Raw genomic sequence first — 14,343 nt, 5'->3', positions numbered from 1 at the left:
AGGTTAAGCGACTAAGCGTACACGGTGGATGCCCTGGCAGTCAGAGGCGATGAAGGACGTGCTAATCTGCGAAAAGCGCCGGTAAGGTGATATGAACCGTTATAACCGGCGATGTCCGAATGGGGAAACCCAGTGTGACTCGTCACACTATCATTAACTGAATCCATAGGTTAATGAGGCGAACCGGGGGAACTGAAACATCTAAGTACCCCGAGGAAAAGAAATCAACCGAGATTCCCCCAGTAGCGGCGAGCGAACGGGGAGCAGCCCAGAGTCTGAATCAGCATGTGTGTTAGTGGAAGCGTCTGGAAAGTCGCGCGATACAGGGTGACAGCCCCGTACACAAAAGCACACAGGCTGTGAGCTCGAAGAGTAGGGCGGGACACGTGGTATCCTGTCTGAATATGGGGGGACCATCCTCCAAGGCTAAATACTCCTGACTGACCGATAGTGAACCAGTACCGTGAGGGAAAGGCGAAAAGAACCCCGGCGAGGGGAGTGAAAAAGAACCTGAAACCGTGTACGTACAAGCAGTGGGAGCCTCTTTATGGGGTGACTGCGTACCTTTTGTATAATGGGTCAGCGACTTATATTCTGTAGCAAGGTTAACCGAATAGGGGAGCCGAAGGGAAACCGAGTCTTAACTGGGCGTTAAGTTGCAGGGTATAGACCCGAAACCCGGTGATCTAGCCATGGGCAGGTTGAAGGTTGGGTAACACTAACTGGAGGACCGAACCGACTAATGTTGAAAAATTAGCGGATGACTTGTGGCTGGGGGTGAAAGGCCAATCAAACCGGGAGATAGCTGGTTCTCCCCGAAAGCTATTTAGGTAGCGCCTCGTGAATTCATCTCCGGGGGTAGAGCACTGTTTCGGCTAGGGGGCCATCCCGGCTTACCAACCCGATGCAAACTACGAATACCGGAGAATGTTATCACGGGAGACACACGGCGGGTGCTAACGTCCGTCGTGAAGAGGGAAACAACCCAGACCGCCAGCTAAGGTCCCAAAGTCATGGTTAAGTGGGAAACGATGTGGGAAGGCCCAGACAGCCAGGATGTTGGCTTAGAAGCAGCCATCATTTAAAGAAAGCGTAATAGCTCACTGGTCGAGTCGGCCTGCGCGGAAGATGTAACGGGGCTAAACCATGCACCGAAGCTGCGGCAGCGACACTATGTGTTGTTGGGTAGGGGAGCGTTCTGTAAGCCTGCGAAGGTGTGCTGTGAGGCATGCTGGAGGTATCAGAAGTGCGAATGCTGACATAAGTAACGATAAAGCGGGTGAAAAGCCCGCTCGCCGGAAGACCAAGGGTTCCTGTCCAACGTTAATCGGGGCAGGGTGAGTCGACCCCTAAGGCGAGGCCGAAAGGCGTAGTCGATGGGAAACAGGTTAATATTCCTGTACTTGGTGTTACTGCGAAGGGGGGACGGAGAAGGCTATGTTGGCCGGGCGACGGTTGTCCCGGTTTAAGCGTGTAGGTGTGTGTTCCAGGTAAATCCGGTTCACTTTAACACTGAGGCGTGATGACGAGGCACTACGGTGCTGAAGCAACAAATGCCCTGCTTCCAGGAAAAGCCTCTAAGCATCAGGTAACATCAAATCGTACCCCAAACCGACACAGGTGGTCAGGTAGAGAATACCAAGGCGCTTGAGAGAACTCGGGTGAAGGAACTAGGCAAAATGGTGCCGTAACTTCGGGAGAAGGCACGCTGGTGCGTAGGTGAAGTGACTTGCTCACGGAGCTGAAACCAGTCGAAGATACCAGCTGGCTGCAACTGTTTATTAAAAACACAGCACTGTGCAAACACGAAAGTGGACGTATACGGTGTGACGCCTGCCCGGTGCCGGAAGGTTAATTGATGGGGTTATCCGTAAGGAGAAGCTCTTGATCGAAGCCCCGGTAAACGGCGGCCGTAACTATAACGGTCCTAAGGTAGCGAAATTCCTTGTCGGGTAAGTTCCGACCTGCACGAATGGCGTAATGATGGCCAGGCTGTCTCCACCCGAGACTCAGTGAAATTGAACTCGCTGTGAAGATGCAGTGTACCCGCGGCAAGACGGAAAGACCCCGTGAACCTTTACTATAGCTTGACACTGAACATTGAGCCTTGATGTGTAGGATAGGTGGGAGGCTTTGAAGCGTGGACGCCAGTCTGCGTGGAGCCAACCTTGAAATACCACCCTTTAATGTTTGATGTTCTAACGTGGACCCGTAAACCGGGTTGCGGACAGTGTCTGGTGGGTAGTTTGACTGGGGCGGTCTCCTCCTAAAGCGTAACGGAGGAGCACGAAGGTCAGCTAATCCTGGTCGGACATCAGGAGGTTAGTGCAATGGCATAAGCTGGCTTGACTGCGAGAGTGACGGCTCGAGCAGGTGCGAAAGCAGGTCATAGTGATCCGGTGGTTCTGAATGGAAGGGCCATCGCTCAACGGATAAAAGGTACTCCGGGGATAACAGGCTGATACCGCCCAAGAGTTCATATCGACGGCGGTGTTTGGCACCTCGATGTCGGCTCATCACATCCTGGGGCTGAAGTAGGTCCCAAGGGTATGGCTGTTCGCCATTTAAAGTGGTACGCGAGCTGGGTTTAGAACGTCGTGAGACAGTTCGGTCCCTATCTGCCGTGGGCGCTGGAGAATTGAGGGGGGCTGCTCCTAGTACGAGAGGACCGGAGTGGACGCATCACTGGTGTTCGGGTTGTCATGCCAATGGCACTGCCCGGTAGCTAAATGCGGAAGAGATAAGTGCTGAAAGCATCTAAGCACGAAACTTGCCCCGAGATGAGTTCTCCCTGAGACTTTAAGTCTCCTGAAGGAACGTTGAAGACGACGACGTTGATAGGCCGGGTGTGTAAGCGCAGCGATGCGTTGAGCTAACCGGTACTAATGAACCGTGAGGCTTAACCTTACAACGCCGAAGATGTTTTGGCGGTGAGAGAGATTTTCAGCTGATACAGATTAGATTGACAGACCGGAAGGTGTGTTGATGACAGAATTTGCCTGGCGGCACTAGCGCGGTGGTCCCACCTGACCCCATGCCGAACTCAGAAGTGAAACGCCGTAGCGCCGATGGTAGTGTGGGGTCTCCCCATGCGAGAGTAGGGAACTGCCAGGCATCAAATTAAGCAGTAAACCGGGGCAACAAACCGGTGGCAGTAGAAAAATTCGGTGGAGCGGTAGTTCAGTCGGTTAGAATACCTGCCTGTCACGCAGGGGGTCGCGGGTTCGAGTCCCGTCCGTTCCGCCACTTATTTTAAGAACCGTATCTCTCACGAGATACGGTTTTTTTTCGTCCGTTGTTTATATAATAAAAGGGCAATTAAGCCCTTTTAGTCGATCACTCCCAACGTTTTAGCAGCAGGCTGGCATTAACGCCACCGAATCCAAACCCATTTGATAACGCGTATTGCATGCTCAATTGACGCGCTTCCAGCGCCACCAGATTAACGCCATCTGCTTCAACATCGGGGTTGTGCAGGTTCAACGTTGGCGGAATTATCTGTTCGCGCAGAGTCTGAATGGTAAAGATGGCCTCAATTCCCCCCGCTGCGCCAAGCAAATGACCTGTCGCCGATTTCGTGGAGGTTACTGCCACCGGGTTAGCGCCAAAAACGCCTTTGATCGCCGCCAGTTCACCTTTATCACCTACCTGAGTCGAGGTGGCATGCGCATTAATATGCTGAATATCTTCTACTGAAATATCTGCCTGACGAATTGCGGCCTCCATTGCCCGGCGTGCGCCATTACCGTCTTCGGGGCCTGCAGTAAGATGATACGCATCAGCACTGGTGCCATAACCCACCAGTTCAGCAAGGGGCGTCGCTCCACGCGCCAGTGCATGTTCCAGTGATTCAATAACCAATAATCCGGCGCCTTCTCCCATCACAAACCCGTCACGATCGCGATCAAAAGGACGAGAGGCGGTTTCAGGTGCATCATTAAAGCTGCCCGACAAAGCTCTCGCCGCGGCAAAACCGGCAAGGCTGACGCGGTGAATTGCAGCCTCGCTGCCACCACACAACGCGATATCCGCTTCACCACTGTGGATCAGACGTGCGGCATCACCAATAGCCTGCGCACCGGCGGCACACGCTGTCACGGGCGCGCCGATAGGCCCACGAAAACCATAAGCAATTGAGACATGCCCGGCCGCGAGGTTAGCGAGAAAAGAAGGAATGGTAAAAGGAGAGAGGCGTCGTGGTCCCCGCGAGTCCGTGGTACGCACCGCGCTGGCAATCTCACCAAACCCGCCAATGCCTGTCGCAATAATGGTGGCAGTACGATCACGGGCAGCTTGATTCTCCGGGAACCACTTTGCCTGGGTCAGCGCCTCATGCGCGGCAACCAATGCAAATTCGATAAAGCGATCCATCTTTTTGCGCTCTTTAGCCGGGATGACGGCCAAAGGAGCAAAACCATGCTGCGGATCGTCGTCGACAGAAGGAACCTGTCCGGCAACTTTACATGCGATATCGTCGACAATCTCGTCAGCAAGACGTGAAATCCCGGATTTTCCCTGCACGAGGGATTGCCAGACATGCGATACGCCGCAGCCCAACGGGCTCACGATCCCCATCCCTGTCACGACAATGCGTTTTTGCGCAATGCTCATATTCTGTTCTCCTCTTTATGACCTGGCCTGCGGAACAAACCGCGCGGCATCAAAACTGACTTTGGCGTGTCTAAGAACGGCTGTGTGCGGCTTTTCGCTACGACAGCAGATATAGCGAATTGAACGTTTCTGGCGTGTGTTTGGCCCATAAAAGCGCCTTCATTGCTTACTGCCCGGCCTCAGGGCTTGCACCTGAGTAGTGTTGCGGAAGGAATTTCTGTCCGTTATCACCGGCACGTTTGCGTTCCAGATAGTCGTGGCGATAGCGCATAAGGGGAGATGCTGCAGGGCCGGGGATCATGCGGTATTTTTCTGGTGTGATGGGCTGGCCTGTGGCTTTGTCGACCAGGATAGGCTCAACCCTGCGCTGTGTTTCACTCTCTACCAGATGGATTTGCTCCCCTTCTGGTGCAAAATGGCGATTTCCCCATTCTGCCAGTGCTAGCAGCACCGGGCGGAAATCATGCCCGCGGGCAGTTAAATGGTATTCATAACGTGGCGGAGCGCTGCTATAACACACTTTTTCCAATAACCCATCGTCTACGAGCTCTTTCAGACGGCGCGACAGAATATTCGGCGCAACATTAGCGCTTTTCTGGAATTCATCAAAGCGGGTGAAGCCAGAGCAGGCATCACGCAGGATCATCATGCTCCAGCTATCTCCTATACGCCCCAGGCTACGGGCGATGGGGCAAGGGGCGTGGCAAAGTGGTTCGTTTTTCATCATCAATCTCTGGTGGCAGTATGATTTCTGTGCTCACGGTGACATAGTGACTTTTAAAATGCAAGTCACATGGCTTTGCCAGAACGGTGCATTATTGCTTTCATCGCAAAAATCCTCTGCTTATCAGGCCCTTTTTCCCGCTGCGGCGAGTGGTGATAATCACTTCACTGTTTTGAAACTCGATAAAAAAGAGGAATGATGATGTCTGTACCTGCATTTGGTCTTGGCACTTTCCGTTTAACGGATGACGCGGTGATTGCATCTGTCACCAACGCGCTGGAGCTGGGATATCGTGTTATCGATACCGCACAAATTTATGGTAATGAAGCTGCGATTGGTAAAGCCCTGGCGCAATGCGGGATCCCGCGTGAGGAGTTGTTTATTACCACGAAAATCTGGACGGAAAACCTGGGTGAAGAGGCGCTGATCCCCAGCCTGAAAGAGAGCCTGCAAAAGCTGGGCACCGATTATGTTGATCTAACACTGATCCACTGGCCTTCGCCGGGAGCCGCAGTGCCGGTTGCTGTTTCTATGCAGCAGTTGATGAAAGCAAAAGAGCAGGGGCTGACTCGTCAGATTGGCGTGTCCAACTTTACTATTCCGTTGATGGAGCAGGCGATTGCTGCCGTCGGTGCGGAAAATATCGCCACCAATCAGATTGAGCTGTCGCCGTACCTGCAAAACCGTAAGGTGGTGGGCTGGGCAAAACAGCATGGCATTCATATCACTTCGTATATGACGCTGGCTTATGGCAAGGCACTGAAAGATGAAGTCATTAGCCGCATTGCCAGTAAACATACTGCCACGCCGGCACAGGTGATCCTGGCCTGGGCAATGGCAGAAGGCTACGCCGTCATTCCTTCTTCGACAAAACGTGAAAATCTTGCCAGCAACCTTGAAGCACAATCGCTAATGTTGGATGCAGAAGACAAAGCGGCGATTGCAGAACTGGATTGCAATGATCGTCTGGTGAGCCCGGAAGGCCTGGCGCCTGAGTGGGACTAAACGAGACCACAACGGGAGCATAGCTCCCGTTGTTCAGCGGGGAACATGTTCGCTGATAAAGTCGATAAAGGCGCGAATACGTGTGCTGACGGCCCGATCGCTGTAATAGACTGCGCTAAAGGGCATCTCCACCGGCAGGCGTTTTTCTGCCAGCAGTTCCACCAACTCACCGCTGGCCAGTTCTTTATCGATCATATAATCCGACAGGCTGGCGATGCCGTTACCGCCCAGACACAGATGCTTCAGCGTTTCTCCGCTATTAGACGAAATGTCTGGCGTGACTTCATAAAGCTGACCATCCGCAGACGCGATCGGCCAGGTATTTAGCGTAGCCGGCTCGGTAAAGCCCAGGCAAATATGCTGAGTGAGTGCCTCTACAGATTCTGGTGTCCCGTGGCGGGCTAAATAGTCCGGCGAGGCTATAATCTTGCGATAGCTTTTAAATAACGGGCGTGCGCGCAAGCTGGAGTCGGTAAGTTTGCCGACGCGGATCGCAACATCAACTTTGCGTTCAATCAAATTGATAAACGTCTCACTTGAGAACAGCGATAAATTAATTTGTGGGTAACGTTCGCGAAAAGGCTTAATCAGCGGCATCAGAAAATGCAATACTACTGGCGTAGCGGCGTCAATTCGCAGTGTACCGCGCGGCACGGATGTGGTTTCCATGATCTCCGTTTCTGCCGCCGCCATCTCCTGCAGCACACTTTGCACACGTCGGAAATAACGCTCGCCCTCTTCGGTGAGACTCAACTGGCGCGTTGTCCGGTTAAGCAGATTAACACCAAGCTTGTTCTCCAGCTTTTTAACTGCACGGCTGACCGCCGAATTGGCCTGTCCCAGGCGTTCCGCTGCGCGGCTGAAACTGCCGCTTTCAACCACCGCGACAAAAATCGCCAGTTCTTCTGAGGTCGTTTTCATTTTTGCCTCTGTAGCAATATTGCAACGCTATTATTCATCCTCAGACTATTTAACCATGATACTTACCCTCAAGCCACGCGGGCTGTGCTACCGTGAAGTGATGAAGCACTTACTCACTTCAACGGAGTGTTTTTCTCCCTATTGGCGTTGAAACTGTGCGCTACAATCCCTATAACTGAAAGACAGCCAGGGACCAGGGCGCAGAAATCAATGAGGTTTGAAGCCGAAAGTGCCAAAAAATACCTATGCCATGCGTTATGTTGCCGGACAACCTGCGGAGCGTATTTTACCGCCGGGGTCTTTCGCGAGTATTGGTAAAGCGTTGCCCGCCGGGGTACCGCTGAGCAGCGATGACAAAATCCGTGTACTGGTGTGGAATATTTTTAAACAACAGCGTGCTGAGTGGCTGTCGGTACTTCAGAATTTCGGCAAAGATGCCCACCTGGTTCTCCTGCAAGAAGCACAGACCACGCCTGAGCTGGTGAGGTTTGCGACCACTAACTATCTGGCTGCCGATCAGGTCCCTGCCTTTGTTTTACCGCAACATCCTTCTGGCGTGATGACACTCTCCTCTGCGCATCCTGTTTATTGTTGCCCTTTGCGCGAACGTGAGCCGATTCTGAGACTGGCAAAATCGGCGCTGGTCACGGTTTATCCGCTGCCCGACCAGCGCAATCTGATGGTCGTGAATGTTCATGCGGTGAATTTCAGTCTGGGCGTGGATGTTTACAGTAAACAACTGCTGCCGATTGGCGATCAAATTATGCGTCATGTCGGGCCAGTGATTATGGCCGGTGATTTCAATGCCTGGAGCCGCCCGAGAATGAACGCGCTTTACCGCTTCTCGCGGGATATGTCGCTGCGCCAGGTACGATTTACGGATGACAATCGTCGACGGGCCTTCGGGCGCCCGCTGGATTTTGTCTTTTACCGCGGTTTAAATGTGCAGGAAGCATCGGTGCTGGTTACCCGGGCCTCTGACCATAATCCGTTGCTGGTGGAGTTCACGCCCGTCAGGCCGGGCAAGTAACGGCGACAAACAGGCGAAAAAAAAGCACCGGGGGAATCGGTGCTTTTTTTATTGGTCAGGATCAGGAATCCGGCGTGCTGCTGTTTTTCACAAACAACGTCAGCTGATCGCCCGGCTGCAGATTGTCTGTATCGCTATTCCAGCGCATAACATCTTTGATGTTCACGCCGTGGCTCTTCGCGATACTGGACAACGAGTCGCCTTTGCGTACGCGATAGGTAATGCTATCGCTGTTGCTGGCAAGCCGCTGTGCACTTGTGCCTGCACCTATGGTAAGACTCTGGCCCACTTTCAGGTTCGCACCGCGAAGATCGTTCCATTGCTGGAGATCCTTCGTGGTCACGCCAAGGCGTGCTGCGATAGCAGAAAGGGTATCGCCAGAGCGAACCTTATAACCGCGCGTGGTCAGCGGTGTATTCTCAGCAACCAGCGTAGGTTGCACGGCAGCAATTTCGCCTGAAGCCAGCGATTCACGCAGCTGATCTGCATGTTTCTGCGGCACCATAACATATTGCGGCCCTGCTGAACCCAGCGTCGACCCTTTAACACCTGCGTTAAAGGCTTTCAGCTTGTTCACTGAGATGCCCGCCATTTCCGCCAGTTGTTCAACCTCAACCGGGCTGCTCAACCTGACGCGTGCCAGCGCACGGCTTTCATCTGGTGTTGGCAGACTCACGCCATAACGCTTGCTGTTCTTGAGTATGTCGCTCAGGGCCAGCATTTTCGGCACATAAATTTTGGTTTCCTGCGGCAACGACAGCGACCAGAAGTCCGTGGGTTTACCCCGCGCTTTGTTCGCTTTTATTGCCTTCAGAACGCGGCCTTCACCACTATTGTAAGCGGCAACAGTCAATAACCAGTCGCCGTCAAACATACGGTTAAGACGCTGCATCATGTCGAGTGCGGCCGTCGTAGACGCCACAACATCACGACGCGCATCGTAGCTGCGTGTCTGTTTTAAACCATAATTACGCCCGGTGCTCGGAATGATCTGCCAAATGCCTGCGGCATTGGCGCCAGACGTCGCGTGTGGGTTAAAAGCGCTCTCCACTATGGGTAGTAGTACCAGTTCCATGGGCATGTTACGTTTTTTAACTTGCCCTGCTATCCAGTACATATACGGCTCTGCCCGTAAAGTTACATCGTGGAGATAGCTCTTATTGCTTAAGTACCTTAGTTTCTGTTCGCGAATCCGGCTGTTTTCCGGAATTCCCATCTTTAGCTCGTCGCTAATGGAAGCCCACAAGTCGCTGTTACTCTGGGCGGCAAATGTTCCATCGTCCATCCACCGCGCCTGACTTGTAAACTTCCCAGCTTCCCCTTGACCAGCTGCAGAAAGGCTCTGTGCGTGCTGTTGGACCGTGCCATCGCGATTGGAGGCCTGGCACCCCACGAGCAGGACAGAGGCGAATAATATCGCTTTTGCCTTCATGTGTGTGTCAATAGTAGTTGCTTAAAAGACGAGCGATCATAACGGCGAAGTTTTCAAAAGGCAACCCGGAAATATCAGAAGTTATCTTTCTTTGACCGTAACCATGCAAAACGTGCTTCTGGGTGTTGCAAATTTGTTTCTTGGTTAATAACGTCAATTAAATCATCATCTTCGGTGCGTAAAAATAAATTAATTTGCCGCTCGTTTTTCAGAATAACGGGCAGTGTGCTTTGATTTTTTGCACGTAACTCCTTAACTTTTCGATAGTATTCGTTAAGTGCCCGATCCTGGGGCAGAATGCTCAGCGCAAACTTCATATTTCCTAAAGTGTATTCGTGTGCGCAACAAATCACCGTATCGTCCGGAAGCGCATTAATCTTACAAAAGGATTGATACATCTGCTCTGCCGTCCCTTCGAAAAGTCTGCCACACCCGCCAGAGAAAAGCGTGTCACCGCAAAACAGATAAGGAAAACTGAAGAAACAGATATGTCCTAAAGTGTGGCCTGGCGTGGCAAAGACAGAAAATTCATGCCCCAAAACGACCACAGAATCACCTTCAGCAACCACCTGAGTTGCGCCCTTATCTTGTGTTTCCGCAGGGCCGTATACCACAAGATCGGGAAAGCGTTGCAAGAGTTGTTTCACACCGCCCACGTGGTCATTGTGGTGATGGGTTAAAAATATCGCTTCGGGTTGCCAGCTATGCGCTTCAATGGCGCGCACGACAGGTGCTGCTTCGCCCGGATCAACGATCAGACAGCGTCCATCGTCATTATTCAGCACCCAGATGTAGTTATCCTGAAACGCGGGAATACTGTTAAGATTCATAAATTACCTCTCAAAGCGTAGCGGAAGGTTGTGATGAAACCGGCAAGGACTCCTCGAACATTCGTAGCACCTGCAAGCTGGGGCGACATACCCAAAGGCGCCTGGTACCGCGAGTCCCTGGAAGGTGAACTTAAGCCATGGCTGGCAAAAATGTACGGATTTCATTTACTTAAAATCGGTAATCTTAGCGCGGAAATCAATGTCGAAAGTTGCGCTATTTCCCATCAGGTGAATGTCTCACTGGCTGGCGAGCCGGCGCAAGTCAGAGCCGATCCGTTGCATCTCCCCTTTGAAGAGAAATCGATCGATGCCTGCCTGCTGGCGCACACGCTGCCCTGGTGTACCGATCCGCACCGCCTGTTACAGGAAGTCGACCGTGTATTGATTGATGATGGCTGGGTAGTGCTGAGTGGTTTCAACCCCATCAGCCTGCTTGGGCTCAGCAAAACCATCCCGTTTGTGCGCCGTAATCCGGCGGTAAAAAGCCGGATGTTCACTCTGATGCGCCAGCTGGACTGGCTATCATTGCTGAATTTCGAGGTGTTACATTATAGCGGTTTTCGCGTGCTGCCCTGGACCAAATCTGGCGGGAAACTGCTCAGCACGCATTTACCTGCTCTGGGGTGCATGCAGTTGATTGTGGCCCGCAAACGCACAATTCCCCTGACGCTAAATCCGATGAAGCAGAGCCGTAACAAACCGCACGTCCGGCAGACGGTCGGCGCGACCCGCCAGTCTTAGCTTTCGAGTTGATAGCCCACATCTTCCTGGGTTGGGTTCATTGCGGCTGCCCGCGCCAGCTCATCGCAACGTTCGTTTTCTGGATGCCCGGCATGGCCTTTGACCCATTCCCAGCGGATTTGATGTTGGCTGAGCGCCGCATCCAGCCGCTTCCAGAGATCGACATTCTTGACCGGCTTTTTATCGGCTGTTTTCCAGCCGCGTTTTTTCCAGTTGTGGATCCACTGGGTGATCCCTTGGCGTACGTACTGGCTGTCTGTGCTGAGCACCACTTCGCAATGCTCTTTTAACCCTTCCAGCGCCACAATCGCCGCCATTAGCTCCATGCGATTGTTGGTAGTGAGACGATAACCCGCGCTGAAGAGCCTTTCATGTTGGCGATAGCGTAAAATCGCACCGTAGCCACCAGGGCCTGGATTGCCAAGGCAGGATCCATCGGTGAAAATTTCTACCTGTTTAAGCATCTCTGGTAGACTTCCTGTGTTTAAAACGACAAGTCTGACATAAATGACCGCTATGAGCACTGCAATTACACGACAGATCGTCCTCGATACCGAAACCACCGGTATGAACCAGATCGGCACCCACTATGAAGGGCACAAAATTATTGAAATCGGTGCCGTGGAAGTCGTGAACCGTCGACTGACGGGAAATAACTTCCATATCTACCTGAAACCCGATCGGCTGGTGGATCCGGAAGCGTTCGGCGTTCACGGTATTGCCGACGAATTCCTGCTGGATAAACCGACCTTTGCCGATATTGCCGATGAGTTTATTGAGTATATCCGCGGCGCGGAACTGGTGATCCATAACGCATCGTTTGATATCGGCTTTATGGACTATGAGTTCAGCAAGCTGAATCGCGGGATCCCTAAGACCGAAACCTTCTGCAAAGTTACCGATAGCCTGGCGCTGGCGCGTAAAATGTTCCCGGGCAAGCGCAACAGCCTGGATGCACTCTGCTCGCGTTACGAAATCGACAACAGCAAACGTACACTGCACGGGGCGTTACTTGACTCCCAAATCCTTGCTGATGTCTATCTGATGATGACCGGCGGCCAGACATCGATGAAGTTTTCGATGGAAGGCGAAGGTCAGTCACAGGCAGGGGAAATGGGTATCCAGCGTGTTGTCCGCCAGGCAAGTAAGTTGCGCGTTGTTTTTGCCAGTGATGAGGAGGTAGTAGCCCATGAATCCCGCCTCGATTTAGTGCAGAAGAAAGGCGGAAGTTGCCTGTGGCGTGGCTGAATCGCATTGTAATATCAGTAAAAAACGCGACATGGGCGATTTTTGCAGCAAACGATTTAAAACGAAAGAAAAAGCGTTGACGGCGCATGGCGCAATACGTAATATGCGCCTCGTTCCCTGAAGGGAACACAACGCGGAGCGGTAGTTCAGTCGGTTAGAATACCTGCCTGTCACGCAGGGGGTCGCGGGTTCGAGTCCCGTCCGTTCCGCCACTATTCAGAAGGCCTGAATCAGTAATGATTCAGGCCTTCGTCGTTTTTACTCCTTCACGGCTACCTGCTGCGCGCTAAATCCGCTGCTTACCCTCTCACGTTCATGGCGCGCCATCCAGCGATAGCAACCCGCGCCGAGGAACGCACCGATAAACCAGCTAAAGTTGGCCACCTCATGCAAGGCCGGAATAAAACTGATCACCAGGCCAATAATGACTGCCGGTACCAGTGCCGCAATGGCTTTTGGATTGAAGCCATTTTTGTACCAGTAGCGGCCTTGCGGTGATACGGTGAAAAGATCATCAACAAACACTTTCCCGCGTTTGATCAGGTAAAAATCTGCCAACAGAATGCCAAACAATGGCCCGATAAATGCCCCCAGTACATCCAGTGTGTAGTGGATAAGTTCCGGTGACTGAAACAGATTCCACGGCGTCAACAGGACTGAACCGACTGCCGCGATCATCCCGCCGGTGCGGAAGCTGATTTTTTGTGGCGAGCAGTTAGAAAAATCAAAAGCTGGTGAGACAAAGTTAGCAACAATGTTGATGCCGATGGTCGCGGTGATCATGGTCAGCAGGCCAATCGCCATTGCCAGACTGTTGCCAATATGGCTTACCGTTTCAATCGGATCAGTGATCATCTTGCCAAAGAGCGACTGGGTGCCGGACACGATCACCACAGTCACAATCGAAAACAGTAAAAAGTTAAACGGCAGTCCCCAGCGATTGCCGCGGCGGATCTCCTGCATGCTCTTGCCGTAACGTGAAAAGTCGCCAAAGTTAAGCAGCGGACCGGAGAAATAAGACACCACCAACGCTGTTGCGGTGATCATCTGCCAGGTTTGTTCACCTGCGGTCAGCTGTTTGCTGGCCAGGGTAAATGAGATGCCATCAAAACCGGTTTGGTAAAGGATCCAGCCCGCCAGCGCCAGCATCACCACATAGACTGCCGGTCCGGCGACATCGATAAAGCGTTTTATCGCACTCATCCCATGCCAGAACACCAGCGCTTGTAATACCCACATGATGGAGAAACACACCCAGCCAAGATGCGACAACCCAAGGAAATGCCCCTGAGTCATTGGCGCGAGGGCAGGCCAGAACTTCAGCATTACCAGCATCAGCGCGTTTGCCGCCAGATAGGTTTGAATACCGTACCAGGCAAAAGCGATTAAGCCACGGAGGACGGCAGGAATATTGGCGCCGAATACGCCAAATGCCTGGCGAGAAATGACCGCGTAAGGTACGCCCGCCATTTGGCTGGGTTTAGCGACCAGGTTTGCGCACAATTGCACAATACAGATCCCCAGTAGCAGGCAGATCAGCACCTGCCAGCTGGCCAGTCCGAGGGCGAAGAAGCTGGCGGCAACCACATAGCCGCCCATGCTATGCACGTCGGACATCCAGAAAGAGAAAATGTTGTACCAGCTCCAGTTCTGATTGCGGGTCGGCGCCAAATCATCATTCGTCAGGCGCGGGCTATAACGTGCATCGTAATTAGGTTCAAGATTTGGCATGGATTCTGCTCCTCTGCATACAGATAGTGACGGTGTGTCTGTGGGCTCACGTTGCATTAACCAGGCCAGG

At 52.6% G+C, this 14,343-nt stretch carries 12 protein-coding genes, 2 tRNA genes and 2 rRNA genes; 9 read left to right on the top strand and 7 right to left on the bottom strand.

Going from position 1 to position 14,343, the window contains the following annotated elements:
- Position 1 precedes the first annotated feature (1 nt).
- From ACUY4S_RS18790 to ACUY4S_RS18780, 3 genes are all read left to right on the top strand, one after another.
- Positions 2 to 2,907: ribosomal RNA gene (locus ACUY4S_RS18790) — 23S ribosomal RNA — on the top strand.
- A 91-nt stretch (positions 2,908 to 2,998) separates the two neighbouring features.
- A 5S ribosomal RNA gene (rrf, locus tag ACUY4S_RS18785) occupies positions 2,999 to 3,114 on the top strand.
- Positions 3,115 to 3,169: 55 nt separating this feature from the next.
- Positions 3,170 to 3,246, top strand: a tRNA-Asp gene (locus ACUY4S_RS18780).
- A 90-nt stretch (positions 3,247 to 3,336) separates the two neighbouring features.
- Here the strand turns inward: ACUY4S_RS18780 and fabF are convergent.
- The gene (gene fabF / locus ACUY4S_RS18775) at positions 3,337 to 4,611 is read right to left on the bottom strand and encodes a beta-ketoacyl-ACP synthase II (RefSeq protein ID WP_458023397.1); all 1,275 of its coding nucleotides are present in this window, start codon (positions 4,609 to 4,611) and stop codon (positions 3,337 to 3,339) included.
- Between the two features lie 166 nt (positions 4,612 to 4,777).
- The gene (locus ACUY4S_RS18770; RefSeq protein ID WP_312689125.1) at positions 4,778 to 5,335 is read right to left on the bottom strand and encodes a winged helix-turn-helix transcriptional regulator; all 558 of its coding nucleotides are present in this window, start codon (positions 5,333 to 5,335) and stop codon (positions 4,778 to 4,780) included.
- Between ACUY4S_RS18770 and ACUY4S_RS18765 the strand changes: the two genes are divergently transcribed.
- Both ACUY4S_RS18765 and dkgB read left to right on the top strand, forming a co-directional pair.
- The gene (locus tag ACUY4S_RS18765; protein ID WP_458023420.1) at positions 5,259 to 5,534 is read left to right on the top strand and encodes a hypothetical protein; all 276 of its coding nucleotides are present in this window, start codon (positions 5,259 to 5,261) and stop codon (positions 5,532 to 5,534) included. The two genes, ACUY4S_RS18770 and ACUY4S_RS18765, sit on opposite strands and share 77 nt — an antisense overlap.
- 2 nt (positions 5,535 to 5,536) lie before the next feature.
- Complete coding sequence (dkgB, locus tag ACUY4S_RS18760) at positions 5,537 to 6,340, top strand: 2,5-didehydrogluconate reductase DkgB (protein WP_312688763.1); 804 nt, start codon at positions 5,537 to 5,539, stop codon at positions 6,338 to 6,340.
- A 33-nt stretch (positions 6,341 to 6,373) separates the two neighbouring features.
- Here the strand turns inward: dkgB and yafC are convergent, their stop codons facing one another.
- Positions 6,374 to 7,261, bottom strand: a complete 888-nt coding sequence (gene yafC, locus ACUY4S_RS18755) for a DNA-binding transcriptional regulator YafC (protein WP_458023398.1) — start codon at positions 7,259 to 7,261, stop codon at positions 6,374 to 6,376.
- 229 nt (positions 7,262 to 7,490) lie between these two features.
- Here yafC and ACUY4S_RS18750 point away from each other — a divergent pair, with 229 nt between their 5' ends.
- Positions 7,491 to 8,291, top strand: coding sequence for an endonuclease/exonuclease/phosphatase family protein (locus ACUY4S_RS18750; protein ID WP_312688765.1), 801 nt, complete (start codon positions 7,491 to 7,493; stop codon positions 8,289 to 8,291).
- A gap of 61 nt (positions 8,292 to 8,352) precedes the next feature.
- On the opposite strand, the gene mltD is transcribed toward ACUY4S_RS18750, so the two are convergent.
- On the bottom strand, positions 8,353 to 9,723 hold the full coding sequence (gene mltD, locus ACUY4S_RS18745) for a murein transglycosylase D (protein WP_312688766.1): 1,371 nt from the start codon (positions 9,721 to 9,723) through the stop codon (positions 8,353 to 8,355).
- Between the two features lie 74 nt (positions 9,724 to 9,797).
- Positions 9,798 to 10,553: a hydroxyacylglutathione hydrolase gene (gene gloB, locus ACUY4S_RS18740; RefSeq protein ID WP_458023399.1), complete on the bottom strand. Its 756-nt coding sequence runs from the start codon at positions 10,551 to 10,553 to the stop codon at positions 9,798 to 9,800.
- 33 nt (positions 10,554 to 10,586) lie between these two features.
- Between gloB and ACUY4S_RS18735 the strand changes: the two genes are divergently transcribed.
- Complete coding sequence (locus ACUY4S_RS18735; protein WP_458023400.1) at positions 10,587 to 11,294, top strand: class I SAM-dependent methyltransferase; 708 nt, start codon at positions 10,587 to 10,589, stop codon at positions 11,292 to 11,294.
- On the opposite strand, the gene rnhA is transcribed toward ACUY4S_RS18735, so the two are convergent.
- Entirely contained in the window at positions 11,291 to 11,758 is a 468-nt protein-coding gene (rnhA, locus tag ACUY4S_RS18730; protein WP_505311339.1) for a ribonuclease HI, read from the bottom strand. The two genes, ACUY4S_RS18735 and rnhA, sit on opposite strands and share 4 nt — an antisense overlap.
- Before the next feature lie 52 nt (positions 11,759 to 11,810).
- On the opposite strand from rnhA, the gene dnaQ reads away from it, so the two are divergent.
- Both dnaQ and ACUY4S_RS18720 read left to right on the top strand, forming a co-directional pair.
- Positions 11,811 to 12,542: a DNA polymerase III subunit epsilon gene (dnaQ, locus tag ACUY4S_RS18725; RefSeq protein WP_458023402.1), complete on the top strand. Its 732-nt coding sequence runs from the start codon at positions 11,811 to 11,813 to the stop codon at positions 12,540 to 12,542.
- Positions 12,543 to 12,677: 135 nt separating this feature from the next.
- A tRNA-Asp gene (locus tag ACUY4S_RS18720) sits at positions 12,678 to 12,754 on the top strand.
- A 46-nt stretch (positions 12,755 to 12,800) separates the two neighbouring features.
- On the opposite strand, the gene ACUY4S_RS18715 is transcribed toward ACUY4S_RS18720, so the two are convergent.
- A complete protein-coding gene (locus tag ACUY4S_RS18715) occupies positions 12,801 to 14,273 on the bottom strand; it encodes an NCS1 family nucleobase:cation symporter-1 (protein WP_458023403.1) in 1,473 nt (490 codons plus the stop codon).
- Positions 14,274 to 14,343 lie beyond the last annotated feature (70 nt).

The sequence above is a fragment of the Kosakonia beeri genome, assembly GCF_054165705.1.
Note: the sequence above shows the minus strand (reverse complement) of the source record. Positions and strands in the feature narration are given on the sequence as shown.

Coding starts and splice junctions, on each gene's coding strand:
- dkgB (WP_312688763.1), top strand. CDS start 5,537: ATGTCTGTACCTGCATTTGGTCTTGGCACTTTCCGTTTAACGGATGAC.
- ACUY4S_RS18765 (WP_458023420.1), top strand. CDS start 5,259: ATGCTCCAGCTATCTCCTATACGCCCCAGGCTACGGGCGATGGGGCAA.
- rnhA (WP_505311339.1), bottom strand. CDS start 11,758: ATGCTTAAACAGGTAGAAATTTTCACCGATGGATCCTGCCTTGGCAAT.
- mltD (WP_312688766.1), bottom strand. CDS start 9,723: ATGAAGGCAAAAGCGATATTATTCGCCTCTGTCCTGCTCGTGGGGTGC.
- dnaQ (WP_458023402.1), top strand. CDS start 11,811: ATGAGCACTGCAATTACACGACAGATCGTCCTCGATACCGAAACCACC.
- ACUY4S_RS18770 (WP_312689125.1), bottom strand. CDS start 5,335: ATGAAAAACGAACCACTTTGCCACGCCCCTTGCCCCATCGCCCGTAGC.
- gloB (WP_458023399.1), bottom strand. CDS start 10,553: ATGAATCTTAACAGTATTCCCGCGTTTCAGGATAACTACATCTGGGTG.
- yafC (WP_458023398.1), bottom strand. CDS start 7,261: ATGAAAACGACCTCAGAAGAACTGGCGATTTTTGTCGCGGTGGTTGAA.
- fabF (WP_458023397.1), bottom strand. CDS start 4,611: ATGAGCATTGCGCAAAAACGCATTGTCGTGACAGGGATGGGGATCGTG.
- ACUY4S_RS18715 (WP_458023403.1), bottom strand. CDS start 14,273: ATGCCAAATCTTGAACCTAATTACGATGCACGTTATAGCCCGCGCCTG.
- ACUY4S_RS18735 (WP_458023400.1), top strand. CDS start 10,587: ATGAAACCGGCAAGGACTCCTCGAACATTCGTAGCACCTGCAAGCTGG.